This window comes from Leptolyngbya sp. FACHB-671 (assembly GCF_014695745.1).
Classification (GTDB): Bacteria; Cyanobacteriota; Cyanobacteriia; order Elainellales; family Elainellaceae; genus JAAUTN01.
In genome coordinates this window covers 50,359-76,424 of the sequence record NZ_JACJOV010000124.1, presented here as the reverse complement: position 1 = coordinate 76,424, position 26,066 = coordinate 50,359, and the positions used below count along the sequence as shown (strand labels likewise).

Sequence of the window (26,066 nt, the reverse complement as noted above, 5' to 3'; positions counted from 1 at the left end):
AAAGCAGCAGTAGAAGAAGTTTAACCTGTGGTTTCCCAGGTATAGCAATGGCGATCGCATCCGTCTCGGAAATTTGTCCAATTTCTCTGATCTATAGCTTCGTTGGGACTTCTACCTTGGAGCCTAAAAACCAGGATTGGGCTGGTCGAATGAATCGTTGTAGAGTCTGCCTGAGCGATCGCTGCTGCGGTTCCTGCACCCAAACCAAGGGCAGCAGCGCTACAAGCCGCAAAATGCTGGAGAGCGCAAATAGCCCCATCATGCCGCCTGCATCCGCAAATTGAGCTAGCCACCCTCCGACCAATGCTCCCAATGCTCCAGAGACTCCTGCGATCGCAGCCGTAATGGCGAAATATTTAGTATGGTGCTGCATGGGGGCGATCGCCAGTTGCAGGTTGTTAATGCACAGGTCGACCCCTGCACCCGTACCCCCACCCAGCAGGTGCAGCAGCGGAAACCACAGCCACAGCGAAACTGAGTTTGCGCCAGTGCCTAGCCAGAGCAGCGGTGTGACCGCAACTAATATTCCATCTACTAACAGAATAGGGCGATTCCCAATCCGGTCTGCCAGCTTGCCCCAGAGGAGCAGCATGAGTAAATTTGCTCCTACTCCCAACGTGTTGTAAAGCGTGACCCAGCTTAAATCTAAAGCCAGGTTATCAAGCAAATACAGGTTAAAAAACGGGTTGCAGAGGTTCAATCCAAATGCCCATGCGCCAAAGTAGAGTAGGAATATCAGAAAGTTGGAGTTGTTGAGCATACTGCGGTGAGCAGTTTCTGGTAAAGCCTCAGTAACTGTTATGGCAGAGTTTTCCAGTTCATTTTCCTGAACGATGGAACAATCTAAAATATCTAAATTGTCTGATTTAGATATTGAAGCAGGCTCTAAAGTCGCAAAACAATAAGTTTGAGGATTCACATCCGTCATGTGGAGCTGAAAGCCTAAACTGATTAGCCCTGTGACAACGCCTAAGATTACCATCACTCCAAACCCCTGAATGCTTCCTCCCGTCCAGTGGGAGATTGCAACTCCTGATAATGGCAGGGACACCAAACTGGTGAGACTAAAGGTGCTGTTGCGAAAGCCAAAATATCGTCCCCGCAGTCGCCGAGGAACCAAGGTCGCTAACCAAGACAGCCAGGAAGCACTGCCCATCGCCCCCAGCACATGAGTCACCAGCATCGCAGCCAGGGTGGCAAAAATCATCTGCTGTGGATGAGCAGGATGCCAGCTAAATACAATGATTGCGATCGCCAACGGCAACCAGAGCAAGCGAGAAATGCCATAGACCCATAGACCGTAGATCTGCCGACTGGTAGTGCGATCTGCCCAATACGCTCCTAAGGGTTGCAGCAAATTTGCCATCATCGGGATTGAAGCGAGCATCCCAATCTGCAAGGGAGTTGCTTCTAGCTCCACAAGAAAATTGCTGAGCAACACGCCCCCGGTAATCGTAGAAAAGATGGTAGCAAAAACCCCATCTAGAGTTGAAGCGCGGAGGCTAGACCGAATTTCATCTTTTGAAATTTTGGTTGAAAAGCTTTTGGAAACCGAAGATTCCAACGCCAGGACGGTTGAGGAGATCTCTTGACCTAAAGAGATTGTTTCTTCTAAAGAATCTGTCACCCAGTTCTATCCTTGGAGCCAGCCATTGTATTGGGCATCTATTAGAATACCCACCCTATTTAATTCAAAAACAGGTGAATTCGCTTCTGCATAGGGTTGTAGCGATCGCCTCAATGTTCATGCCATTAGTGAGATGCTCGCTGAGTAGACAGCAATTTAAGATATCAATTCGGATGATCAGATGGCAATGGGAAAGTTTTTTTAACCTGGCATTGGAAGCTGGTTACATGACTTGCAGCATATTTTCACTTAGATAAACTACAGATCCCCGTAGGTGCAGTTCGCGAACTGCACCTACGCTATGGCTTACCCATCAGACAGTGGCTGTGTTTTAGCGATCGCCGCTCCAACTATGCCCCTGAGTTGTCCAAGGCGATCGCGATCAAACTTGAACTTTAGCAATAGGAGAATTTTAGTGGAGCGGGTTGTCAGCAATCAAAACGGCCTTACCTGGACTTGCATTCAGGCATTTACGGGATTATCTGACCAGGCAGAAAATAAGGATGCTGCCCAGGTGAAGGGAGAGGAAGATGTCTATTGGGTCGTGTGTACCCCTAGCGGTGGGGCGCAGTCAGTTCGTCTGAAACTGCCAGGTGATTGGGAAAGTGCTTACTCAGATGAAGCATTGCTCCAGGAGATTGAACAGTCCCAATAAGCTCTCCAGCATTACAATTTAGTGTGCAACACTCCAGCATTCGACGGCAGATGTTCGGCGATCGCGGCAAAGGCTTGCTCCCCTAAGATTTGGTGCGCTGCTGTTGTTGGATGAATGCCATCCCAAAACAAGAATTGCTGAGGCTGATCACAGGCTCTAGAACTCGAAACACAAGCATTCGTCACGTTCGTGAATCCAAATTCGGCTGGATGAGTAATCGCCTCTTGATAAAGCGCATTAGCATCTAGAACCGCAATCTCAAGATCGGGCTGCTGTTGCCCTAACACCTTGAGCGATCGCCGCAATCCCTGATTGTGCGACTGAGTCAGCGCCACAAGACTGGCAGAATTAGCAGTGTTTCGTGTAGCAGGCAGTTGACCTAAATTCGGTAAGTTTGCCACCAAAACTCGCTTTGCCCCTGCATTAGATAGAGAAGCGATCGCCTCTATCACATTTTTCACTGGAGTTGTGGCATCATTAACTCCTTGCAGATAATCATTTGCACCTGCCCACACGACATACAAAGCGGTAGAGTTGACGGATGAATGGGTTTGGGTAAAAGATTGCACCTGCCTGAGCAATCCCGGCACAAGACCGTTAGAATAGCTGCTACTCGTTGCTCCACCATAAGCATGATTGTCGATTTGGCTAGTAGAGAGACTGAGACGATCAGCCAGATACTCTACCCAAACTCGACCATTAGAATAACGTCCTTGAAAATAAGGTGGATTAGGTGGATAGGCTCCATTAGTCGCTCGAAACACTGTTCCTGTGTCCGAAAGGCTATCACCAAATACAACCAGTTGATCAATTGGCTCAAACCGTTGGGCCGAGAGGGTTAATGCTGTCATAAATGTCACAAGTGCGAGGGCGATCGCTACAATAATCTTTCTCACTGTTCCTCAAGCAGAACCAGAACTCAAACTATTCAATAAAAAGCTCTCTGCCTCAGTGAGAAAGAGAGTTTTCAGACTTTAGATTAATCGTTCTACTGCACTAAAAAAGTTGCTGAGGTTGTTGATCCAATGGTGTGAAATGCTGTTTTGTTAGTATCTAATTCACTCGCTGGAGCGAGCTAACTTATCTGTCACTCTCACCACTATAGCTAGTTTAAAGGTGTTTGGGGTAGTGAGAACCGAACGTTGCTGAAGTGCTACCTTGTTTGAAATTCTGATTAGCTCAACCTCGCTCTCCAAACCTGAAGCTTCAGAACTGACACAAGGGCGATCGCCCCTCTTTTTCTCTTCTTCCTTTCCCTCTGCCACAATAGAACCACCACTCGCCGAGGACACCCATGACGCAGGAGGAATTGCTGGCGCTAATCGACCAAGCCGCCGCTGAGGGCTGGACAGAATTAGATTTATCGGGCAAGGGATTGACTGAGTTGCCTGAGGTGGTCGTTGAACTCACTGATCTAAAAATTCTTTCCCTATATAACAACCAAATTACGAAGGTTCCAGATACGATTGCTCAGCTTACCAGTCTAGCAACACTTGATCTTGCAAGAAACCAAATCAGTGAGATTCCAGCGGCCATCACCCAGCTTCCCCATTTGACCACACTTTCCCTCCATAGCAATCAAATCAGCGAGATTCCAGATACGATTGCCCAACTCACTAACTTGACCGAATTCTATCTTTCCTACAACCAAATCAGTGAGATCCCAGAAGCGATTGCCCAACTCACTAACTTAGCTGCCCTTTACCTCTTCAGCAACCAAATCAGTGAGATCCCAGAAGCGATTGCCCAACTTGTCAATTTGACTACGCTGGATCTTCGCGACAATCAAATCAGTGAGATTCCAGGCACAATCACTCAACTCACTAATTTAACGGAGCTTAACCTCTCCAGCAACCAAATCAGTGAGATTTCAGAAGCGATTGTCCGACTTACTAATTTGACTGCGCTTAACTTTTCTAGTAATCAGATTAGCGAGATTCCAGATGCAATCGTCCAACTCACTAATTTAACGGAGCTTTATCTTCACAGTAACCAAATTACACAGATTCCATCAGCAATTGCCCAACTTACTAGTTTAACAACGCTTTACCTCTTTAACAACCAGATTAAGGAGATTCCAGAAGCGATTGACCGACTCACCAGCTTAACCACGCTTTACCTTAGGAATAACCAAATCAGTGAGATTCCAGCGGCGATCGCCCAACTCACTAATCTGAGGGATTTCTATCTTTGGGGAAACCAAATCGTAGAGATCCCAGTGGCGATCGCAAAATTAACAAATTTGGCAGTGCTTAACCTCTCGCGCAACCAAATCACGCGGATTCATAAAGTGATTGCAAAACTAACCAGCCTGACTAAGCTTGATCTCGCAAGCAATCAAATCACGGAAATTCCTGAAGCAATGAGACATCTGACCAATCTAGAAAAACTCGATCTTTGGGGTAACCAAATTGAGACAGTTCCTGATTTGCTTGAGGAACTATCTAAACTCAAAACATTGGATCTACGTGGGAATCCACTACCGGTTTCCCCAGAAGTTTTAGGTTCGCCTGACTCCAGTAAAATCCGGGGGCGGTAGAAAGTATCTTTAACTATTGTCGTCAGCTTCGCAGTGGTAAAGTTCGTCCGTTGAATGAAGCGAAACTGCTTTTAGTGGGTCAGGGCAGCGTCGGCAAAACCTCTTTAATCAAACGGCTCATCGACAACCAGTTCGATCGCCATCAGCCTCAAACCGATGGGCTAAACGTGAGAACCTGGAATGTCCATGTCAACAGTAAAGACGTGCGCCTCAATGTATGGGATTTTGGTGGTCAGGAGATTTATCACGCGACTCATCAGTTCTTTTTGACCAAGCGCAGCCTTTACCTGCTCGTGTGCAACTGCCGCACCAGCGAAGACGAAAACCGAATTGAGTACTGGCTAAAGCTGATTGAAAGCTTTGGTGGCGAGTCGCCTGTGATCATCATCGGCAACAAAAACGATGAACAGCCGCTCGACATTAACCGTAAAGCGCTGCGAGAAAAGTATCCCAACATCAAAACCATCCTGGAAACCTCCTGCCAAACCAGTGACGGCATTGACAACCTCCGCACCGCCATTGTCCGCGAAGTAGGTCTGCTTAGCGATGTGTACAACCTGCTGCCGCTTTCCTGGTTTGAGGTGAAGGAACACCTGGAAAATATGGATCAGGACTGCATCAGCTACGACAAATACACCGAAATCTGCGAGTCTAAAACGATTACCGAAGACTACAACCAGGAACAGTTAATTGAGCTGCTGCATAACCTCGGTCTGGTGCTCAACTTCCGCGACCATCCCTTTTTGCAGGACACCAATGTTTTAAACCCTGATTGGGTAACGCAGGGTTATCTACGCCATCCTCAGTGACGAAACGCTCAAAACCCAGACCAAAGGCATTCTTACCCATGCTGACCTTAACCGCATTCTCAACCCCCAGCGCTATCCCAAAAATCGCCATCACTATTTGATTGAGCTAATGCGAGAGTTTCAGCTTTGCTTTCAGCTTCCCGACTGCAACCCGCCCCGCTTTCTCATTCCCGGACTGTTACCCAAAGACGAACCCGAACATACCACTCTCGAAGGCGATGCCCTGGAGTTTCAGTATCACTACCGCATCCTGCCTGAAAGTATCCTTTCTCGCTTCATCGTCCTGATTCACGAAAAAATTCATAACCAAACCTACTGGCGCAGCGGCGTAATGTTGTTTCACAGCGAAGGCGGCGAAATCTGCAACCTTGCCCGTGTCAAGGCTGACCCCGAAGACAAACAAATCTTTATCTCAATTAGCGGGCGTGAAACCACCCGTCGCACCTTTTTAGGCATTGTTCGAGATGTATTCAATAAAATTCATGGTTCCTTTGCCAATCCTGAAGTGAGTGAATGGGTGCCCGTCCCCGGATATCCTGACCACTCGCCCCTTGACTACCAGGAATTGCTCGGTCTCGAAGCTATGGGGGAGAGAGAATACCCAATTGGCAAACTGCGGATTAAAGTAAACCTGCGTCAACTGCTAGATGGTTACGAACCTGTTGAGCTTCGGCAGATGCGGCAAATGAGCGATCGCCATGAAATAGAAGCTTTTCTGGACAGCCACTCCAGTATCTATGTCAATATCAACCAGGCAAACCGAGATAACCGTTCTAACACTCACCAATATGGACAAGGAGACAATGTAGCAGGCGATCGCATTCAAGGCAATAAAATCATCGGTGATGAAACTTCCAAACGCTGAATCTGCTTTCATCGACCTCAACAAGTTACGGAGCTATAGCCTCAACTTGCAACACGATCGAGGCAAACACAAAGCTCGACTATTTGCCGCTATTTTAGGATTAGACAAAACGACGCAGAAATTTTGCAATCTCTGATCGTTGAAGCTATACAAACCTATAATGCAGTTCCTACTTCTTTAGATGAACATGGGCAGCGATATGTTATTGATTTTCCTGTCACTCGCAACCAAAACACTGTAAGTGTTCGTACTACCTGGATTATTCGCTCTACGGAAAACTTCCCTCGACTCACCAGCTGTTACATTTTGAGGTAATTCTTATGGTTAATACCTTAAACCAACTTCAACTTCTAGATGTTGTTGCCCTCAAAGACTCCTTACCTCAGCAGCGTTTGCTAGCAGGTCAGGTTGGCACGATTGTAGAATTGTTAGCCCCCGATGTTTATGAAGTTGATTTCAGCGATGATTACGGTCAAACCTACGCTATGCTGCCGCTACACGTCAGTCAACTGCTGAAGCTGTGCTACGCTCCTGAAAGTGAAGAGAGTTCTACAGAAAACCAACTCATGTCTAATACCATTCACCAGTATGGTTCCGGCGACAACGTTGCAGGTGATAAAGTCATGGGCAACAAGATTGGCACTCAAATCAACCACAGCCAAAATCTAGCTCAAGCAGCTAAAGACATTAAAGACCTGCTCGACCAACTTGATCAAGACTACGATCGCAGCACTCCTACAGGGCAAGCCATGATTAGTGCAAAGGCGATCGAGGCGATCGAACAAAATCCGACTTTAAAAACTCGTGTAATTAATGCTCTCAAAGAAGGTGGTACGACTGCTCTGGAATCAGCGATTGATCATCCCGCTGTAAAACCTGTAGTGGCAATGATCAAAGGCTTCATAGACGCTGAATGAGCGGTACAAGCCACCAAGCACAACGCCTAAACTCTTTCTCAAATCTTCTCTAAATGCTCTAAGTGTTTAGGCAACGAGAAATAGAAAGTAGCGCCTTTGCCAACTTCTGCTTCTGCCCAAACCTGTCCTCCGTGCCGGTGAATGATGCGTTGAACATTGGCAAGCCCAATCCCTGTTCCCTTGAATTGAGAGTCACTATGTAAGCGTTGAAATACTCCAAATAGTTTGTGGGAATATTGCATATCAAACCCAACGCCGTTGTCTTTGACAAAAAACACGAACTTGTGAGGATCATCTACACTGCCGACTGTAATTTGGGCTTCATCGCAAGGGAAGGTATATTTCACAGCATTTTCAAACAAGTTGCGAACCACAAGGCGGATCATGTTCAAATCGCCTTGAATTTGAGGTAAGGGTTCAACTTGCCAATGGATGGTTCGTTCTGTAGTGTCTCGCTCTAGTTCGCGCTTGATTTCATCGACTAGGATATTCATGTCGATCGCCATGTAGCGCAGTTCGGCTCGTCCCATGCGAGAAAATGATAACAGGTCATCGACTAGCTGCCCTGCATATCGAGCCGTATCAGCAATGGTTTTTAGATAGCGCACGCTGGTTTCATCCAAGGTGCCAGCGACTCGCTTGTGCAGCAGTTCGACAAAACCGTTAATGTGGCGAAAAGGTGCCCGCAGATCGTGGGAAACCGAGTAGGAAAAGGATTCTAGCTCTTTGTTGGCCAGTTCTAGCTGAGTCGTGCGCTCTTGCACTCGCTGTTCGAGAGTGGCATTGAACTGTCGGATCTCAGCTTCGGCGCGATCGCGCTCCAAAGTTCGCTCGAATAGGCGATCGCGCATTTGTCCAAATACGGTTGAGAGGTATAAGATTTCGGTAATTCGGCTCTGGGGTAGGGGTGCCCTCACATCTTCTGCTGCCAGTTGACCTGCGGCATAAGCTAGGGTCATCAACGGTTGGGTTAACCAACGAGCCACCTGAACGCCAAACACAACTGCGGCGATCGCCATCAAAAACAGGATGCCAATATCTGTGTTGCGCCGACTGTGAACCCCCGCTAACGCACTTGCAGCAGGACGATCAACCACCACGCCCCAGCCCAAATCCGGAACCTGAGCATAGCCTGCTAACCGCCATTCAGCTTCATTCCAATAGCGCAGTCCATTCGAGAAAGTATTGCTGGTTGCCAATAGCTGGGCAACGGGTGGAATTTGGGAGTAATCAGTAAAGGATGCAGCCAATTCAGCATCAGGATGAGCAATGATACGTCCTTGTCCATCCACTAAGTAAGCTTCGAGGTCAGAGCTAATACTGGTTCGAGTAAGCTGAGCAGCGACGCGTGTTGATTCAATTGCACCTGTTGCGATTCCGACAAATTGATTGGTTGGCGTTTGAATGGGAACCGCAAAGGCAAACAGAGGACGTTGGAGAAGTCTGCCAACCCGAATGTCCAGTTTAGGGGTTCTTGTGCGACGAATGTCCTCATATAGCGGCAGGTCGGCAATAGAGGGTCCGGGGCCCCGATTGTCACTGCGGGCGATCGCATTTCCAGCCGCATCATACGTAGCCAGCACAACTATGTCTGGATAAAGCTGATTAAACTGCTCTAGAAACGCTTGCTGCTGTGTCGCAGAACGAGATAACAGATTGGATTGAATTGCCAGTGACCGTACCGCTGCCTCATGCAGATTAATGTAATTGGTTACATTTTCAGCTAATGTGCTGGCTAAAGTTTGCTGGAGAACTAGCGATCGGCTGATTGTATTTTGTTCCTCTAAGTGCGTTGCAAACGCAACAGTCAACAGCAAGGGAATCGTGACCACGCCAACCAAAACGAGCGTTAGCCGTGTTCGTAAGGAGGCAGGATCAAAGCGGTGGAGGTACAGGCTGAGCCAGGGTAATACGGCTAGCGGAGTTGCTAACCCGCCGTGATAAATTACGGAGTTCCAGTTGGATAACCCCAGTCCAATCATCCAGGACCAAATTACAGCCCCAATGAAGCCATGCGCCAGGCTGAAAAGCAAACGGGGAGGACGAGGATGAAGATAAACCCCAATTAGGAGCAACCCGCCGACAATATACCCAGCTCCATAAATCGGTAGGTAAGAACGGGTAGCATCATAGAAACTTGCACCCAGCTGTTGATTGAGTGGCGGCAAACAGTTGAGTCCATGCAAAATTACTCTAACTGCCATTGTGATCGCAAATAGATCAATCGCTTTGGACGGGGAGTCAGACCGGAAAGGGCGATCGCCAGTGCGAGGCAAAAACGGTGCCACAAGCGTTCCTAGCGCCATCGTGCTATAGCCCGTCACACCAGTCCAGGTTCCGCTTAGGAATGGACCAACTGCCGATAGAAAGAAGGCACTCGCAGCCAGCCCATGAGCAAAGATCAGCCATCGGCGTTTGGGCATCAGTACGGCAACGATAATCAGTGCAATTCCACCGATCGCCTGAAGCAACGCCAACCGAAAGAACTGCGACTGAATAAACACAAAGACAGTCATGTCTAACTGGTGTGGCACCATGAGCATGACGATTCCGCGCAGGATCAGAAAAACGCCGAAGATCCATTGCAGCGTCTCGATTCGGAATGCTCGTTTCATCACGACCTCACCAGCACTGATCGCCCACTGAGAAGTTGGCTAACCTGATTGTAAGGGGTTAGTTGTAGAAGGTTAGACCAGGGCAGTGATAGTTATTCCTCTTTCACTACTCTCGCAGCATGTATCTACTCAACTAGAACCAGAACCTCTTCATTCCTTTCGGCAGCTTCAAGATAGAGGTTTCTCAACCCCGTAAACTGAGTTCGGTTGTATCCTCTTTCATCTTCCTGCTCGGTAAAGAAAGTATTAGGATCTATCTCTTGCAGTAGTCTTGCCCCTTCTTGAACTAAAGATAAGGGAACAAACATCATCCTGTATTCAAAGTCTGCGCCTGACAAATGAGGGGCAAAGTCTTGCACACCGACTATTAAGCTTCTAACTCTTTCACTAGCGTTCTCGACTTGCTGTTCTACTAGCTTTTGGGATAGCCGCCGTTCAATTCTAGTAGCAGATTCGAGCATAGTGCTACGGTCTTCAATTCCGGGATAAGCTTCACAGGTAAGCCTAATTTCTTCCCGAAATTGATCAATCCACACGGTTGCTTCGGATTCGGAGCCTAAGATATTTTGATGTTCCTCAATCACATCATTTAAGATCTCGTCGATCTCAGCGGGTTCGATTTCAAAGAAGCGAAAGATGCCGTTGCCGTAGGGAAACAGTCTTTCCACCAAGAGCATCAGCGCCCTCTCAGTTTGAAGACGCTGATAAAGATGGCTGTCCGGTGGAATTGCGCTGTAGAAAATAGCAACACTCATAGGTCACGCTTCTAAGCCTGTAACTAGCGGAGTTGGCAAAATTTGCGATCGCGATCGGACTGCGGCTCTTGCCAGGAATAGGCAAAGTGGCTCATGGAATTAATCTGCGGGGCAACCTGCCGAATTGCCTGCATCTGTGCTTCCAGGGAAGGGCGATTACTCACCGCCTGTCCCCAGGTGCCTGCCAAGACAGGGCTAATCCGGGTGCCGGGAGGTGCCTGGGACGTGACCCGCTGTACCAGAGAAGTGATACAAGACGTATTGTTGCCGCCACAAACACCGTAGGACATGGGGTGCCATTCCAGGCTGCTGGAGAACCGATCCCAGGGTTGAAGGCGAGAGTCATACCCTTGCCCAATTGTCTGGTTAGCGTCGGGGAAGAACACTGCCCCAGCTGGAATTCCCTGGCGCTGCACAGGTAAAGCCGCCATTGCGAGAAAATCCAGTACACCCTGGATCGCATGAGCAACGGTCAACCGCCAAAGCTGCGACTGAATGATAGGGCGACGTTCTCCTGACGTGGCAGTAGGTGAGTAATAATTTAGCTCTCTCCCTTGCCACAGCGGTTCACCTTCGGTGGGGTAGAGGCTGTCTAGCGAGTCTAAATCAGAAGCATTAATGTAGCCTCGGCTAATGTAGCGGCGAATTAGCTCCCGCCCCTTCTGATTAAGTGCTCGGTTGTAAAGAGCCTGCTGAGCCGCTGAACCGTAGATCCACAAATCCTGAACGCGGCTGGCTACCGATGCAGGACCTGTGCCTCTGGGATAGCGCACATAGTCAAACAACACCCCGTCAGGACGGCGCTGAACCACTGCCTGCACCAGGGCGTAATAGTCTTGCTTAGCACGGTTGTTGTAAGGGTCAACAAACGTCTCTTCGGAGCTGATTGCGCCAACGTCAGAGTTTAAACCCGCTGCAGTGTTGAAGTTGAGGCTAGTTTGACCGTAGCCATTGATCGCTAGAAGCTGCTCCGCTCCAGGGCGCTGGGCGTAGGAGTAGCCAAAGTTCATCATAAACATCCAGGCGTAGACTTTTAGCCCGCGTTCTTGCCCCTTGGCGATCGCCTCTGCCAATAAATCCACATCTTCATGACCGGGTGTGCGAATCGTGGACGGCCAGGGAGTTCGGTTTTGTGACTGCGGCAGCAACACCTGACCGTTATAAAACACTTCGACGTAAACCTGGTTATAGCCCCGGTTGACCATGCGATCGAGGATGTCTTCTAGCACTCCCTCCTGAGCATCACAGGGGTAAAGTCGAATCCAGATTGCCTGATTTTTCAGCCAGCTTTGGTTGCGGCAGCGACGGATTTGTTCGGCGTGTTCGTCGAGCAGGTCTTTGTAGCGGTTTCGAGCCTCGCGATCGCCTCCTATTGCCTCTTCCCGCAGTTCACTTTTTTCAGTAATCTCGTCGGCTGGCAGTTGGCAGTAGGGGGAAGTCTGTGCCTGCGATCGCCCCATCCAAGCAAACGGACTGAGCAAACTACTGACCAACATCATTAAAAACAGTCCGCTGTAAGCAAATTTACGACGCTGTACAGACGATTGGGGACGCACAATCATGAGACGATTCAATACTCCTTCAATGGTTTCACAGGCTCGATGGAAACCCTGATGTCATAGCAGCATGTGCAACAGTGCAATAGTGTAGCAGGGTAATGGGAAGGACTCCTAGCTTACTGTTCAATTTCATCCATAATTCATCCGGCGATTTCTACGATCGCCCAAACTTTTGCCGCAGCCGATTCATAAACAAATCCACCTCTGGCAAGCCCAGCCGAGTTGCAAGTAGGGCAAAAACTCCCAAACCTGCTAATCCAGCGATGCTCAGATTGATCAATTGAATCAATAGCCCCTCTGTCCCCAATAGGGATTGAAGACCCCACAGTGCCGCCCAGGACACAACCCCCGCCAAAATGCTACCTGCTGCCAACCCTGAAATCGGTAAACCTGTTTCTCGCCAAGGCAACCCCCGCAGACGACGATTGAGCACCCAAAGCAAAGCTGCCATCGACACAAGATTCACGCCTACCGTTGCCAGGGCTAAACCTGCGGCTCCAAACTGCTTAGTAAAGAGGAAACAGAAAACCGCATTCAGCAACAGTCCCCAAAGGCTGACCTTAAACGGCGTATTGCCATCCCCCAACCCGTAAAACACGCGCACCAAGACATCTCTTCCCAGATAAAAGAACATGCCAACCGCATACGCCAGCAGCACCGATGCCACAAGTTGAGAATCTTGCTGGGTAAACTGCTGCCGCTCATAGACAATCCTTACCGCAGGCAGCGCCAGCACCGCCAACAGTGCGCCGACGGGCATCATGGTAAAAGCAGTCAAGACTAGGCTTTGACGAATTCGCTGCTTTAGCTCTCCCCAATTTTCAGGCGCTGCCAGTTTAGAGAAAATTGGCATATACGGCACCAAAATCACATTGGAGAGAATACCCAGCGGCGTGAGAAACAGAAGTTGAGCATAGCCCAGTGCCGAAGCTGCCCCGACCGGAAGCTGAGAAGCAAACAGCAAGCTGATGTAAACGCTAATCAGCAGCATTCCAGAGGAAAGAGTAGCTGGCCCCATCAGTCGCCAAATTTCATCCAGTCCGGGCTGCTTTAGGTTAAACCGCAGCCTCAGCGTCCCCATACCTGCTCTCCACTGAGTGGGAATTTGCACCAGCCATTGCAAAATTGCGCCCGCTAAAGTTCCCCACGCCAGCACAACTGCGCCATATTCATCAGAAAAAAACCAAACTCCGATGATTACAGTAACGCTAGAAAATAGCGGACTGACAGACGGCAGCCAGTAGTGATCAGCGGCATTGAGCGTGCCAAAGCCAATCCCAATTAGCCCTGAGAAGACGGCTAGGGGAGCCATGATGCGGAATTGCTCGACAGCGATCGCCTTCACCTCAGGGGTCGTTCCCGGTGCGATCAGTTGAATCAACGGATCGGCAAATATCATCAGAAAAATCGTCACCAGCAGCAGCAACCCACCGACTAAGGTCGTCACTGTCTCGATCAGCGGTTCGGCTTCCTCTTTCGGTCGTTTTGCCAGCACGCTGATAATCGAACTGTGGAATGGGCCGTTGATGCCGCCCAGCAGCACAAACAAAAAGCCGGGGATCACGTAAGCATAGTTGTAGGCATCAACAGCAGCGCCCACCCCAAAGGCAGCGGCGATCGCCTGTTGACGCACCAGCCCAAAGACCTTGCTGATCAGGGTGGCGATCGCCACAATTCCGGCAATTCCCGCCAGAGAGCGAGCAGGTTTTTTGATCTCAGTCACAAAAACTCGTACACCACGTAAAGAGCTTCACCTATTTAAGCGTGAATTGAGTCAGCACTTGCGTAAACTCACACAACCGCTGCTTCCAGCATCTCAATCGTGCCCCGGTCTGCATCGATCGCCACCTCTAGCCCGATAGGCAACGTCAAAATTGTCTCCAAATGCCCAATTGTTGCCCCATACCAGGCTGGAATTCCTAAGGGCTGAATGTGTCCCCAAATTACTTCTTCCAGCGTCAAGGAGCCATAGCTTTCGTCGGGAGTGCAGTTCGTGCATTGCCCAAAAATCAGACCTGACAAGCGATCGAATACACCCGCAAGTTTGAGATGCGTGATCATTCGATCGATGCGGTAAATATTTTCGCCAATGTCTTCCAGAAATAAAATGGCACCTTCCAGGTCAGGCATATAGGGAGAGCCAACAATCCCCGAAATGACCGACAGATTGCCGCCAATTAACTTACCCTGCGCTTGACCAGGTGTAATGGTCTGGAGACGGTATCGCGTTTGCATTAGGCGATCGCCATCATCCCCATCGACCAGATTCTCAAAAGTGACTCTTTCTGCATTAAACAGCACTCGCCTGAAAAAATCTGTTTGCGCGGTTCGCCAGCCCGATAGCCCATTTGGCCCGTGAAACGTCACCAGCCCACTCTGGGCAGACACGCCTAAAATCAGCGCCGTAATGTCACTAAAGCCAACCAGAATTTTGGGGTTCTGGCGAATCAGGTCATAGTTCAGATAAGGCAACATACGGCCACTGCCCCAGCCACCCCGAATTGGCAGCAGCATCGCCACCTCCGGGTCAGCAAAAAACTGATTCACATCTTCAGCCCGATCCTGGTCTTGTCCAGCCAGGTAGCCATACCGGTCAAACAGGTGAGGGGCGAGTCGCGGAACCAGTCCCAGCCCCCGTACTGCATCCATCACAATCTCGACATCTTCCCGCACAAATGTAGCGCTGGCAGGGCTGATGAGTCCGACGACCGCTCCAGGCTGCAAGCGGGTAGGTTTTGCTGTTGCCGCTAATCCTGGCTTGGGGTGAGCGATCGCCGATAAAGCAGCCGTTGCAGCCGCCGTTTTAAGAAAAGCGCGTCGAGAAAGCATGGAAGGGAAGGGGAAGTAATGCTCAGCAAGTTTATAGCATTTGGGGAATGCCGTTCGCATTCACAAGCAAACTCCCTACTTCGTACAGTAGCCTCTCTTCACTCCCCCTCTTCGCTCACTACTCGATTGCGTCCAAGAGATTTTGCTTTGAGCAAATTGCAGTCTGCTCTTTCCAAAAGGCTAATCCCCTTGGTATCATCGCTGTCTAGTAAAGAGGCAGCACCCACGCTAACGGTAATAGTCAGATTGAGGGTATCGCTAATGTTGAAGGGCTGGTTAGCCATGAGACGGCAGAGACGTTGAGCAATTAAGCCAGCTTCTTGAAAGCCTGTGTCACTCAAAATCACAACAAATTCTTCGCCGCCATAGCGAAAGGGCGTGTCGTAAAACCGCAGGTTATGTCTCAGACGAGCTGACAGCAATTGCAGAGCGCGATCGCCCACTAAGTGACCATAGCTATCGTTGATTGTCTTAAAAAAGTCTACGTCCAGCATGATCAGGCTGATTGGCATTTCTCGCGCCCTGGCGTTGTGAATTTGGCGCGGCAGCTCCCACTCAAAGGCGCGGCGATTGTTTAACTCAGTCAGGGGATCGGAAAGGGCGATCGCTGACAGCAAATCATTCGTCCGCATCAATTCCCGGTGGTTTTGCACCCGTCGCAGTCCAGCCCGAATTTGGGCGCAAAACAAGCGCTTTTGTTTGGCGATCGCATCATTTAAGCTTCGGGTCTGCAATTCTTCGAACGATTCTGAGTCGAATTGATCGAGCGCCAAATTCAGACAAGCATCAGCCCCAGACTCTAGTGCTTTTGCTTTGGAGTCCAGAGCCTTCAGCTTTGATTCCAAATCTAATTGTGCAGGTGAGTTTCCTAGCGCTGCGACTCCGCTCCAATTTGCAACAAGAATGCAGTAAATCCAAGCCAGTCGGCTTTGGTCCTTAATTTGCTGACAAAGCTCAAGCGTGTCTGGTTGTTCTGCTTGCATCACTAGCAAATCAGGTTGTTGAGCCTGAATCAACGGCATTGCTTCGTTTGGATCAGATGCAACCTCTACCGTAAAAGCAGCAACCTGCTGAACCAGAGCAATAAAGGTTGTGAGAAAACTGTTGCCCCCAACTACAAGAATCGAAGCATTCATTGATAAACGACGAGCCTGCTTTAAAGATTAGGATTGTACTTGAAGTGAACCTCTGATCGATCGCTCAAATATTTGAAGATATGAGGGCTTATGCTTCTTAACCTAGCGGTCTGCACGTAGTGGGGAAACTACTCAAACACGAGAAGTTGCATCTTTGGGCAGCAAATCTGACAACAGGGAGGTTAGCTGTTGCTCAAATTGACTCAATCAACAGGCTTAGTCAAATGCGACTTTGCATGTCCAAGTGTACCCACAGTTCAACTAGCTACGCGCAAGCCGGGAAGAATTTCTGAATCTTGTAGGATCTTTATGAGAGTTGTCATAATTCCTCAGAGTTTTCCTGGAAGTTGGGTAGGTGCGGTGCTTCCTGCGGGGATCGAAACTTTCTCCTGTACAGAGTCCTGCAAAAACTAAGGGGCTTCGCATAGGTGCTAGCACTACGGTCATCATCAAGCAGCTTTATCAGAAACGGGGAAGGACTCTCCCGGTTGTTATTCTGTCCATTGAGTTTGCAGTTCTCAAAAAACTTAATTTGCAGCGAATTTGCCGGAACTCTGTGGTAGGCTTTGTCGAATCTCGCGCCATGATTGAGAATAGAGAATAGGTTCTTAAGTATTGCTAAGAACAATGGCTAGATGCCAAATTCCAGATTCTTAGCAACCGTGTTGTAAAGTGCCATAAGCATTTCAGCCTGAAGCAAGTATCCCCATGTTGACCTACCTAAGCGGCGCTCAAATTCGACAAACGTTCATCGACTTCTACGCAGAACGGGCACATCAGGTGTTGCCCAGCGCCTCGCTGGTGCCCGAAGACCCGACGGTGCTGCTGACGATCGCCGGGATGCTGCCCTTTAAGCCGATTTTCTTGGGGCAGCGTCAGGCGGAGTTTAACCGAGCGGTGACAGCACAAAAGTGCATTCGCACCAACGATATTGAGAATGTCGGGCGAACGGCGCGGCACCAGACTTTCTTTGAAATGCTAGGTAATTTTAGCTTTGGCGATTACTTCAAGGAGAAGGCGATCGCCTGGGCATGGGAGCTCTCGACTCAAGTGCTAGGCTTTCCACCAGAGCGGGTAGTGGTTAGCGTATTTCGGGAAGATGACGAAGCTTTTGCGATCTGGCGCGACCAGATCGGCATCCCGGCGCACCGAATCCAGCGCATGGATGAGAAAGACAACTTCTGGAACTCTGGACCCACCGGACCCTGCGGTCCTTGCTCAGAATTGTATTACGACTTCCATCCAGAACTGGGCGACGACCACATCGACCTGGAAGATGACACACGCTTCATTGAGTTCTACAACCTCGTATTTATGCAGTACAACCAGGATGCTGAAGGCAACCTGACCCCGCTGCAAAACCAAAATATTGACACAGGAATGGGACTGGAGCGAGTCGCGCAAATTCTCCAGCAGGTCCCCAATAACTACGAAACCGACCTAATTTTTCCAATTGTCAAAAAGGCGGCTGAGATCGCTGGAATCGACTACGCCAAAAGCGATGAATCAACCAAAGTTTCGCTGAAAGTAATTGGCGACCACGTGCGAGCAGTGATGCACATGATTGCCGATGGCATTTCTGCGTCGAACTTGGGTCGTGGCTATGTGCTGCGTCGGCTGATTCGGCGGGTGGTACGACATGGACGGCTGATTGGTATTGACAAGCCCTTCATTAATGAAGTGACAGAGGTGGCGATCGCCATCTCCGAGGATGCTTATCCCGGTGTGCGGGCGCGAGAAAAAGCAATTCAGGCAGAACTGCTACTGGAAGAATCCCGTTTCCTGGAAACTCTAGATCGGGGCGAAAAACTGCTGTCAGAAATTTTGACGCGGGTAGAAAAGTCCGGCAAAGAAATTTCTGGTCACGATGCCTTCGTCCTGTATGACACCTACGGTTTTCCTTTGGAGCTGACCCAGGAAGTGGCTGAGGAACGGGGACTGACGGTAGACGTAGCAGGATTTGAGACAGAAATGGAGCAGCAGCGGCAGCGATCCCAGGCTGCCCACGAAACGATTGATCTAACAGTGCAGGGCACGCTAGACAAACTGGCAGAAAGCCTGAACGAAACTGCATTCCTGGGCTATACCCAATTTTCGGGTGGGGCTGAGGTGAAGGTGCTGCTAGTGCAGGGCAAGTCAGTCGAGGCGGCTGAGGCAAGCACCGAAGTGCAGATCGTGCTAGACCAAACGCCTTTCTACGCTGAGTCAGGTGGACAAATTGGCGATCGCGGCTATCTCAGCGGCGACACCGTTGTGGTGCGAGTCGAGGATGTGAAAAAAGAAGGGGCGCTGTTTGTCCACTTTGGCAAAGTTGAGCGAGGAACAGTGCAGGTGGGCGATCGCGTCACGGCCCAAATTGATCTCGCCTGCCGTCGTCGCGCTCAGGCAAACCACACCGCAACTCATTTGCTCCAGGCAGCACTGAAAAAGCTGGTGGATGACTCGATTTCCCAGGCAGGTTCCCTGGTAGCATTCGATCGCCTGCGGTTTGACTTTAACTGCCCTCGTCCACTCACGTCGGAAGAAATTCAGCAGGTGGAGGAGCAGGTTAACACCTGGATCTCGGAGGCTCACGCGGCTCACATCAGCATCCTGCCGATCGCTGAAGCGAAGGCAAAAGGGGCGATCGCCATGTTTGGCGAAAAATATGGCGACGAAGTGCGGGTGCTGGACTTTCCCGGTGTCTCGATGGAGCTATGTGGTGGCACCCACGTCAGCAACACGGCTGAAATTGGCGTGTTCAAGATTGTCTCAGAGTCAGGCGTAGCCGCAGGGATTCGCCGAATTGAAGCGGTAGCTGGTCCGGCAGTCTTGGATTACTTGAATGTGCGCGATCAGGTCGTGCGAGAATTGGGCGATCGCTTCAAAGCCAAGCCAGAAGAGTTGCCCGAACGCATCACTGCACTGCAAACTGAACTGAAGACGACGCAAAAGCAACTTGATCAGCTTAAGGGAGAACTTGCCCTGGCAAAATCTGACCAACTGCTGGGACAGGCTGCTTCCGTCGGTTCTTTCAAACTGCTCGTTGCAGAACTGGAAGGCGTTGACCCAGATTCTCTTAAAACCGTTGCTGAGCGACTTTTGCAAAAGCTAGGGGACGGTGCTGTTGTATTAGGTTCCGTTCCTGAAGCCGAAAAAGTGAGTTTGGTTGCAGCTTTCAGCAAAGGTGTAAATGATAAAGGCTTGCAGGCAGGGAAGTTTATCGGGGCGATCGCCAAACTTTGTGGTGGTGGCGGTGGCGGCCGACCCAATCTAGCCCAAGCAGGCGGACGCGACCCCAGCAAACTAGCCGAAGCACTGGCTGCTGCTCGTCAACAGTTAGAGTCAGCTTTGGGTTAGTAGAGGTAGGCGCATTCCCAGGTTCTATCTGGGGATGCCCGTACCCCGCAAAACTGGACGGTAGACTTTCTAGCAAGGTGAGTAGGCTAAGTTGGATCTTCTACCCATTTCTCTACCAACTTTTGGGCAGTATAGGCAGTCGAGATAGCTCCAGATTAGGGAACATCCCATTGAGTGACCTAAGTTGTCCTTTGCGATGTCTGCGCCGCACTGGATGATCAAATACTCTACCTCATGACATACTCTGGTTTGAGCAGGGTTGTTGATGCTTTCAGAGCAGAATCTAGAAATGTCGCAACCTGTTGTTGGCGTTCAGGATTGGCATTCGCAACCAATTGAGACGATTTCAGCACAGCCCCTACCCAGTATTGGGTATGCCAAAACGCTTGACCATCTAGGGTGGGAAAGTTGGTGGTGTCTGGATATGGATAAGGAGACACATACCAGTAAGGTTCTGGATAGCTCGTGTCTCCAGGCGATAACCCAACCCCGACCGTCAATGGATGCCCGTTTTTGGTGCCGGGAAGTGTAATCAGCATTGCGATATCAAGGTGATGGGGCCAAATGTGGATCGCTGAAGCATTCTCGTTCGTGGTAACGATCGCCTGAAGTAGCCAATCAGTCGTGATGTAGTAATTTGTTAATTCACGCAATGCCAACGTTTGACTGGCATCAAAAGATGCACCACGAGCAAGAGGATGATCGGGAAAGTCATTCGGTGGATAGTCTAAAAACACAATCTTGCTGGCATCTGCACCGAGTTTATAAACCTGTTGCTGGAGCCAGTTCAGCCCTTCTAGCATGGTCTTTCCATGTAATGGCAAAGATGCGATCGCGTCATTGTGCTGATCGATCAAGATTAATGTGAGGCTGACAGGTTCTAGTGCGACTTGAAAGGGTTGATCTGCTTGAATAGCTGATCCAACAAACGCTTCTAAAACTGAACTCCATCCAAAACTGGTGTGGCTGTCGTCTGGTAAAGATTCTGCCAATGCCGCACTCGTTGCGGCAATATATTGAACGGCATAGTGCAATTGCAGTCTGCTTTCAGTTAGTTCTTGAGGGTTGATTTTTTCGGTCGTTGTTTCTAATTTCATCGTCATCACCATTGGTTAATCAGTTTGTTGTTCTCCGTTTGGTTGATGAGTGCTACCCACCGGGTTACATTCATTCTTCAGCGATCGCCCCATCTACACCACTCAAGTTCTTTGAGTGAAGACGCAACTTAATCGTTTTACATGGAGGCAAGCAGCAGGAGGGTACTACAGCGATCGCATATCACTTCGTTGCATTTGCTATCCTTACCCCTTAAACTTCCATCGTCACTTCCAAGGCGTCCACTTCAATGAGTCCGCTGCAATATCAAATACGGTTGAGGTTGATGGAAGCCCGTCGTCTAATGCTGATCGAAAACGTCGATGTAACCAATGCGGCTTATTAGGTTGGGTATGAGAGTGCCTCACAATTTAGCCGTGAATATTCTCGTATGTTCGGAATGTCACCCATCAAGGATATTGGACAGTTACGTAAAGTCTAGATGGGGGAGTTGCAGATCCATCGGTATCAGTGAAACCTTTGGCATGAGAGAAAGGCGCGGTATGCTTGAGGGGAAATTTCATGCTGCTCCTTCACAAGATCGGCTATCTATGGATTCCAACCCATCAAAATCTGGACGGGGGAGATCTGCTTCTGGGCGAGTTCGAGGAGTCATCCTGTCGCCTCAGGGATGGCAGAGGTTTCAGACGGCAAAACAGCAGGCAGAATCTGATGAAATCTGGGGAAAGCACTTCACCCAGGAAGATCTGAGCGATCGCACTGGGCTTTCCCTCAATACCCTTTCCCGCCTTTTTAAGCGCGAACAGGGGGTCGATCGCCAGTCGGTGGAGTATCTCTTTCGGGCGTTTGGGTTGGAATTAACACAGTCAGATCTTACGTCCCCAGTTGCAGCTAATGAAGCGCCGGAACCCCGACGAGCAGATTTTCACCAGGACTGGGACACGGCGGTAGATGCCTCAGTGTTTTATGGGCGTGAGGCAGAACTGGCGCAACTGTGGCAGTGGGTCGTGTCTGAGCGCTGTCGTGTGGTCGGGTTGTTGGGCATTGGCGGCATGGGCAAAAGTACGATCGCGGTCAAAGCTGCGCTTCAGATGCAGACAGAGTTTGAGATCGTCGTGTGGCGATCGCTTGCCAACGCGCTACCGCTGGACGAACTCCTGTCGAGCCTGCTGAAGTTTCTCATGCCGCTCTATGGGGACGACCCGATCATTCCTACTACGCTCGATCAGCAGCTTTCCAAACTGATGCAATATCTGCGATCGCGTCGGTGTTTATTGATTCTGGATAATGCTGAAACCATTTTGCAGTGCGAGTCGGTAGGTCAATGGCGATTAGGTTATGAAGGGTACGGACAGTTGCTCAAAGCCATTGGCGAAGCGTCTCACCAAAGCTGTTTGTTGCTGACCAGTCGAGAAAAACCACGAGAAATGGCGCTGATGGAAGGCGCACAGGTGCTCGTGCGATCGCTATCCTTAAGTGGACTAACACCTGATGATGGACGCGCCATCTTTCGGCAAAAAGGAGCGTTTACAGGCTCAGAAGCAGAATGGCAGACGTTGATCCAGCACTATGGCGGTAATCCGCTGGCGCTAAAACTGGTAGCAAGCGCAATTCAGGATTTGTATAACGGCAGCATTGGCGAGGTAATGCCCTATCTCAGTCAGGGATTGGCTGTATTTGAAGACATCCGCGATGTGCTGGAGCGTCAGTTCGATCGCCTCTCCGAAGCTGAACAGAAAATCCTGTTCTGGTTTGCTATTCATCGAGAACCCGTCTCGATCTCAGACATTCGAGAAAATGTGGTTGATCCTGCTGCTCAGCAACGTGTACCCAATCTCGTCAATGCGCTACTCCGGCGATCGTTGCTCGAAAAAAGTGATGGGTTATTCTTCTTGCAACCTGTGGTGATGGAATATGTTACAGAACGCTTTGTGCAGCAGATCTGTATCGAATTTGAGACGCAGGAGCTGAACGTTTGGCAAACGCACTCCTTACTGCGAGTACAAGCAAAAGATTACATTCGAGAGATTCAAACGCGATTAATTGTGCAGCCTGTAATGGAACGGCTATTGTCTCGCTTTGGCAGTGTAGGGGCGATCGAGGCACAAGCAAGGCATATATTAACGCAACAGGGGAAGCAACCAGGGTACATTGCAGGCAACCTGATTAACCTGCTGGTGCAGTTTCAAGTGGACTTACGCGGTTCAGATTTTTCTGGTCTTGTGGTGCAGCAAGCCGACTTGCAGCAGGTCGATTTAGCCGGGGTCAATTTTCAGAATGCCACGTTTGCTAAGTCCATCTTTTCTGAAGTATTCAGTATTGCCATGTCAGTCGCTCTGAGCCCAGACGGACAGATGATGGCAGTGGGCGATTCCATTGGCAACATCTATCTCTGGAATCTCACCACAACCCAACTCTTAGCCACCTTTGAAGGACACATCGGCTGGGTTTGGTCGGTTGCTTTTAGTCCAGATGGCACTCTGCTAGCCAGCGGCAGTACGGATAGTTCTGTGCGCTTGTGGGATGTCCAGAGCGGGCAATGCTTGCAGGTGATCACAGAGCATACACGTAGCGTTCGGTCAGTGAGTTTTAGTCCTGATAGCCAGCAGTTGGCAAGTGCTAGTGAAGACAAAACGGTGCGCTTATGGAATTTGCAAGGGCAGTGTCTCCGTATTTTAAAGGGACACTCCCAGAGCGTTTATTCTGTCCACTTCGCTCCGGATCAGCAAACCTTAGCTAGCAGCAGTAATGATGCAACGATTCGGATTTGGGAGGTGAGTAATGGTCGCTGCTTGAGTATCTTACAGGGGCATACCAGTGGGGTTCAGTGTGTGCGCTACAGCCCGAATGGTCAACTGTTAGCGAGTGGCTGTCGGGATGGCTCGATTCGACTGTGGAGCGGTTATCTGCCCCATAATCCATCGTCGAAGCCTAGTATTATAACTTCCAGTGCCAAGCCCTTACAGGGACATACCGACTGGGTTTGGAACATTGCCTTTAGCCCAGATGGTCAGTGGTTAGCCAGTGCCAGCCTCGATAGTACGCTGCGCCTTTGGAGTGTTCCGGACGGGCAACCCATTCATGTACTTAAGGGTCATACCCATGATGTTTACGGACTTGCTATCAGTGCCGATAGTCAATTGTTAGTCAGTACAGGAAAAGACTATACAGTGCGGCTCTGGGATTTACAGGGCGGACAGAACTTGAAAACGTTGCGTGGATATATCGGTGGGATTCACTCCCTGAGCCTCAGTTCAGATAACCAAATGCTGGCTAGTGGCGGACAGAGTGAAACGATTCACGTGTGGCGTGTGCAACGAGATCGCGATCGCTCGCAACTTCACCCCTACAAAACCTTTGCCAGCCCGATCCGTCGGATATCACCCTTCACCAACGTCAGCTTTAGTTCTAATAATCAAACAGTCGCGATCAATCGACACGATGAGTCGATCGCGTTATGGAATATCGAAACTGGACACGTCGAGCAATGGTCAGCACACAGCGCATCCATCTGGACAATTTTGTTTAGCCCAACGGGGCAAATTTTAGCAAGTAGTAGTTATGATTGCACCGTGCGACTGTGGGATATGCAGACGCACCAGTGCTTGCACGTGTTGTGCGGACATGAGAGTGGGATTCGCGCGATTGCCTTCGGCAACAGCGGAGATCCTACGACTGACCCCAGCGGTCAACGGTTGGCAAGTGGCAGTTTTGATCTCACCATTCGCGTGTGGGATGTGCAAACTGGAGAATGTCTGAAAGTTCTGCAGGGGCATATCGGTGCAGTTTTCTCACTCGCGTTTGACCCCAGCGGTCGATTCCTGGCAAGTGGCAGTCATGACCAGACCATTCGCTTATGGGATGTGCAAACTGGGGAATGTCTGAAAGTTTTGCAGGGGCATACAGGAGCCATTTGGACGATTGCCATCTGTTCTAACGGTCGGTTCCTGGCGAGTGGGGGTGATGATCAAACGATTCGACTATGGGATTTGGAAACGGGGAATTGCCTTCACATCCTGGATGAACATAGCGGTTGGGTGCGGTCAGTTGTCTTTAGCTCTGATGGTCAAATCCTATTTAGTGGTAGCAACGACCGCACCATTAAGCTATGGGACGTGGAAACAGGACGCTGTATTAACACGTTGACGGTCGATCGCCTCTATGAAGGCATGAACATTCAAGGCGCAACGGGGCTAACGGTCGCTCAAAAGTCTACCCTTAAAGCATTAGGGGCAACTGGGCATTAAGGCGCTCGCCCTTGGTGGGCACTCCGTGCCATCGCCCCTCATTCAGCACATTCTCTTTTTCTCGATCGCCTCTAACAACTGACCAAAGGCGTTGAGCGATCGCGTTCTTTCCTCGTTCACAAATTGGTTAAGTTCATTTAAAGCAAGCTCTCTCGCTCCGCTTGCCAGAATTTTTTCAACTTGTTCATTTTCAGTCAAACTGGTGAGCAACAGAGAAACCTCACGATACAGTTCTAGGGTTGATGGCGATAGCATGATCACGGTTTCGGGAGCTGCTAACGTCTGAAGATAGCACCATGCAGATTCAGGTGAAATATCTGCACAATCCCACACCAGACGCAGTGGTTTTGCCCCTTGGGGAAGCGATCGCCAACGTTCACATTGACAAAGCTGACGATAGTGCTGGTACAGCAGCTTGGCTTGCATCAGGCTGAAGGATGTTTTTGAGTTAGCAATGAGTGGATCAATCACTGCACCCAAACGACCCATTGAAACACTGACAAAACAAACCACATCACTGACCGATTCTCCTTGTTGAACCAGTCTCTCTAGCCCCCTCAGATACGCATCAAATACCTGCTGATACCCATCTGGAGAAAACACCAGCGTTGCATTTACATTGATGCGATCGCCAACCAATTGTGTAATCACAGGCAACATCAATGGAGTTGCTGGAATTCTCAGCAACAAATTGCTCCATCCAACGGAACACCAGATTTTTTGTGCGGCGGCGATCGCGGTTTCAGGCTGAAGCAGTGTGTCAGGCGGCAGATCGACCTGGACGTAGCCATCTCGTCCTTGCGTCTGAGAATGGACTGGTTTCAGCAAATCAGCCGCTAATTGCAGATCTCGCACAACCAAATAGTCATAATCCGATTGTGCAGTCTGGCTCATCCCTTTCTGCGCCAGTATGATGAAGTCGCGATCGTACTCTTGCCCTTCAATTGCCGCTTGCAAGCTTTCAAAGCTTGATCGGGCACCCCTTAAACCATCTTCCTCAATGCATTGCTGCAACTCACCCCGACTAATCCAACCTCGCTCAAGTCCATCGAGCCAAACGGATTGTCCACAGCGCCGGAGTGATTGCAACAGGTTCATAGCAGCGAACTTCACGAGGA

General features: G+C 49.7%; 19 protein-coding genes and 1 pseudogene. 10 read left to right on the top strand and 10 right to left on the bottom strand.

The genetic code is table 11. The features are described from left to right. Positions 1–91: 91 nt before the first annotated feature. Positions 92–1,627 carry an MFS transporter gene (locus H6F93_RS16340; RefSeq protein ID WP_190682722.1) on the bottom strand — a complete coding sequence of 512 codons (1,536 nt, stop codon included), beginning with the start codon at positions 1,625–1,627 and terminating at the stop codon, positions 92–94. Between the two features lie 301 nt (positions 1,628–1,928). Here H6F93_RS16340 and H6F93_RS16335 point away from each other — a divergent pair, with 301 nt between their 5' ends. Next, the gene (locus tag H6F93_RS16335) at positions 1,929–2,282 is read left to right on the top strand and encodes a hypothetical protein (protein ID WP_199313764.1); all 354 of its coding nucleotides are present in this window, start codon (positions 1,929–1,931) and stop codon (positions 2,280–2,282) included. Between the two features lie 11 nt (positions 2,283–2,293). On the opposite strand, the gene H6F93_RS16330 is transcribed toward H6F93_RS16335, so the two are convergent. Beyond that, positions 2,294–3,178 carry an SGNH/GDSL hydrolase family protein gene (locus tag H6F93_RS16330; RefSeq protein WP_190682719.1) on the bottom strand — a complete coding sequence of 295 codons (885 nt, stop codon included), beginning with the start codon at positions 3,176–3,178 and terminating at the stop codon, positions 2,294–2,296. 262 nt (positions 3,179–3,440) lie between these two features. Here H6F93_RS16330 and H6F93_RS16325 point away from each other — a divergent pair, with 262 nt between their 5' ends. The 6 genes and pseudogenes from H6F93_RS16325 to H6F93_RS33380 all read left to right on the top strand — a co-directional run bounded on the left by H6F93_RS16325 (position 3,441) and on the right by H6F93_RS33380 (position 7,412). Continuing rightward, entirely contained in the window at positions 3,441–3,623 is a 183-nt protein-coding gene (locus H6F93_RS16325; RefSeq protein ID WP_190682716.1) for a hypothetical protein, read from the top strand. Beyond that, positions 3,577–4,821: a leucine-rich repeat domain-containing protein gene (locus H6F93_RS33395; protein WP_199313763.1), complete on the top strand. Its 1,245-nt coding sequence runs from the start codon at positions 3,577–3,579 to the stop codon at positions 4,819–4,821. The genes H6F93_RS16325 and H6F93_RS33395 overlap by 47 nt, the downstream gene beginning before the upstream one ends. A 50-nt stretch (positions 4,822–4,871) precedes the next feature. Continuing rightward, entirely contained in the window at positions 4,872–5,630 is a 759-nt protein-coding gene (locus H6F93_RS33390) for a COR domain-containing protein (protein ID WP_199313762.1), read from the top strand. Continuing rightward, positions 5,611–6,495 carry a COR domain-containing protein gene (locus H6F93_RS33385; RefSeq protein WP_347277310.1) on the top strand — a complete coding sequence of 295 codons (885 nt, stop codon included), beginning with the start codon at positions 5,611–5,613 and terminating at the stop codon, positions 6,493–6,495. The genes H6F93_RS33390 and H6F93_RS33385 overlap by 20 nt, the downstream gene beginning before the upstream one ends. After that, positions 6,476–6,810, top strand: a pseudogene (locus tag H6F93_RS35835) (DUF6883 domain-containing protein). Before H6F93_RS33385 ends, H6F93_RS35835 begins: the two are co-directional and overlap by 20 nt. A gap of 5 nt (positions 6,811–6,815) precedes the next feature. Beyond that, entirely contained in the window at positions 6,816–7,412 is a 597-nt protein-coding gene (locus H6F93_RS33380; protein WP_199313761.1) for a DUF4926 domain-containing protein, read from the top strand. 38 nt (positions 7,413–7,450) lie between these two features. On the opposite strand, the gene H6F93_RS16310 is transcribed toward H6F93_RS33380, so the two are convergent. The 6 genes from H6F93_RS16310 to H6F93_RS16285 all read right to left on the bottom strand — a co-directional run bounded on the left by H6F93_RS16310 (position 7,451) and on the right by H6F93_RS16285 (position 16,306). Then, positions 7,451–10,027 (bottom strand): sensor histidine kinase, encoded by a 2,577-nt coding sequence (locus tag H6F93_RS16310; protein ID WP_190682713.1) that lies wholly within the window; start codon positions 10,025–10,027, stop codon positions 7,451–7,453. Positions 10,028–10,152: 125 nt separating this feature from the next. Further along, positions 10,153–10,782 carry a hypothetical protein gene (locus H6F93_RS16305; protein WP_190682710.1) on the bottom strand — a complete coding sequence of 210 codons (630 nt, stop codon included), beginning with the start codon at positions 10,780–10,782 and terminating at the stop codon, positions 10,153–10,155. A 23-nt stretch (positions 10,783–10,805) separates the two neighbouring features. Next, on the bottom strand, positions 10,806–12,344 hold the full coding sequence (locus H6F93_RS16300) for a glycoside hydrolase family protein (RefSeq protein WP_190682751.1): 1,539 nt from the start codon (positions 12,342–12,344) through the stop codon (positions 10,806–10,808). A gap of 151 nt (positions 12,345–12,495) precedes the next feature. Continuing rightward, positions 12,496–14,064, bottom strand: coding sequence for a murein biosynthesis integral membrane protein MurJ (gene murJ / locus H6F93_RS16295; protein ID WP_190682707.1), 1,569 nt, complete (start codon positions 14,062–14,064; stop codon positions 12,496–12,498). A gap of 68 nt (positions 14,065–14,132) precedes the next feature. Beyond that, positions 14,133–15,170, bottom strand: coding sequence for a S66 peptidase family protein (locus H6F93_RS16290; RefSeq protein WP_190682703.1), 1,038 nt, complete (start codon positions 15,168–15,170; stop codon positions 14,133–14,135). Between the two features lie 98 nt (positions 15,171–15,268). Then, complete coding sequence (locus tag H6F93_RS16285) at positions 15,269–16,306, bottom strand: GGDEF domain-containing response regulator (protein ID WP_190645313.1); 1,038 nt, start codon at positions 16,304–16,306, stop codon at positions 15,269–15,271. Between the two features lie 708 nt (positions 16,307–17,014). On the opposite strand from H6F93_RS16285, the gene alaS reads away from it, so the two are divergent. Continuing rightward, positions 17,015–19,645, top strand: coding sequence for an alanine--tRNA ligase (alaS, locus tag H6F93_RS16280; RefSeq protein WP_190682701.1), 2,631 nt, complete (start codon positions 17,015–17,017; stop codon positions 19,643–19,645). A 227-nt stretch (positions 19,646–19,872) separates the two neighbouring features. Here the strand turns inward: alaS and H6F93_RS16275 are convergent, their stop codons facing one another. Beyond that, positions 19,873–20,742, bottom strand: a complete 870-nt coding sequence (locus H6F93_RS16275) for a hypothetical protein (protein ID WP_199313760.1) — start codon at positions 20,740–20,742, stop codon at positions 19,873–19,875. Between the two features lie 248 nt (positions 20,743–20,990). Between H6F93_RS16275 and H6F93_RS35830 the strand changes: the two genes are divergently transcribed. Together H6F93_RS35830 and H6F93_RS16265 are read left to right on the top strand one after the other, a co-directional pair. After that, complete coding sequence (locus H6F93_RS35830) at positions 20,991–21,086, top strand: helix-turn-helix transcriptional regulator (protein ID WP_524537958.1); 96 nt, start codon at positions 20,991–20,993, stop codon at positions 21,084–21,086. Between the two features lie 205 nt (positions 21,087–21,291). Beyond that, positions 21,292–24,948 carry a WD40 domain-containing protein gene (locus tag H6F93_RS16265; protein ID WP_190682694.1) on the top strand — a complete coding sequence of 1,219 codons (3,657 nt, stop codon included), beginning with the start codon at positions 21,292–21,294 and terminating at the stop codon, positions 24,946–24,948. Between the two features lie 42 nt (positions 24,949–24,990). Here the strand turns inward: H6F93_RS16265 and H6F93_RS16260 are convergent, their stop codons facing one another. Next, positions 24,991–26,046, bottom strand: a complete 1,056-nt coding sequence (locus tag H6F93_RS16260; protein WP_190682691.1) for a transaldolase family protein — start codon at positions 26,044–26,046, stop codon at positions 24,991–24,993. Positions 26,047–26,066: the final 20 nt, after the last annotated feature.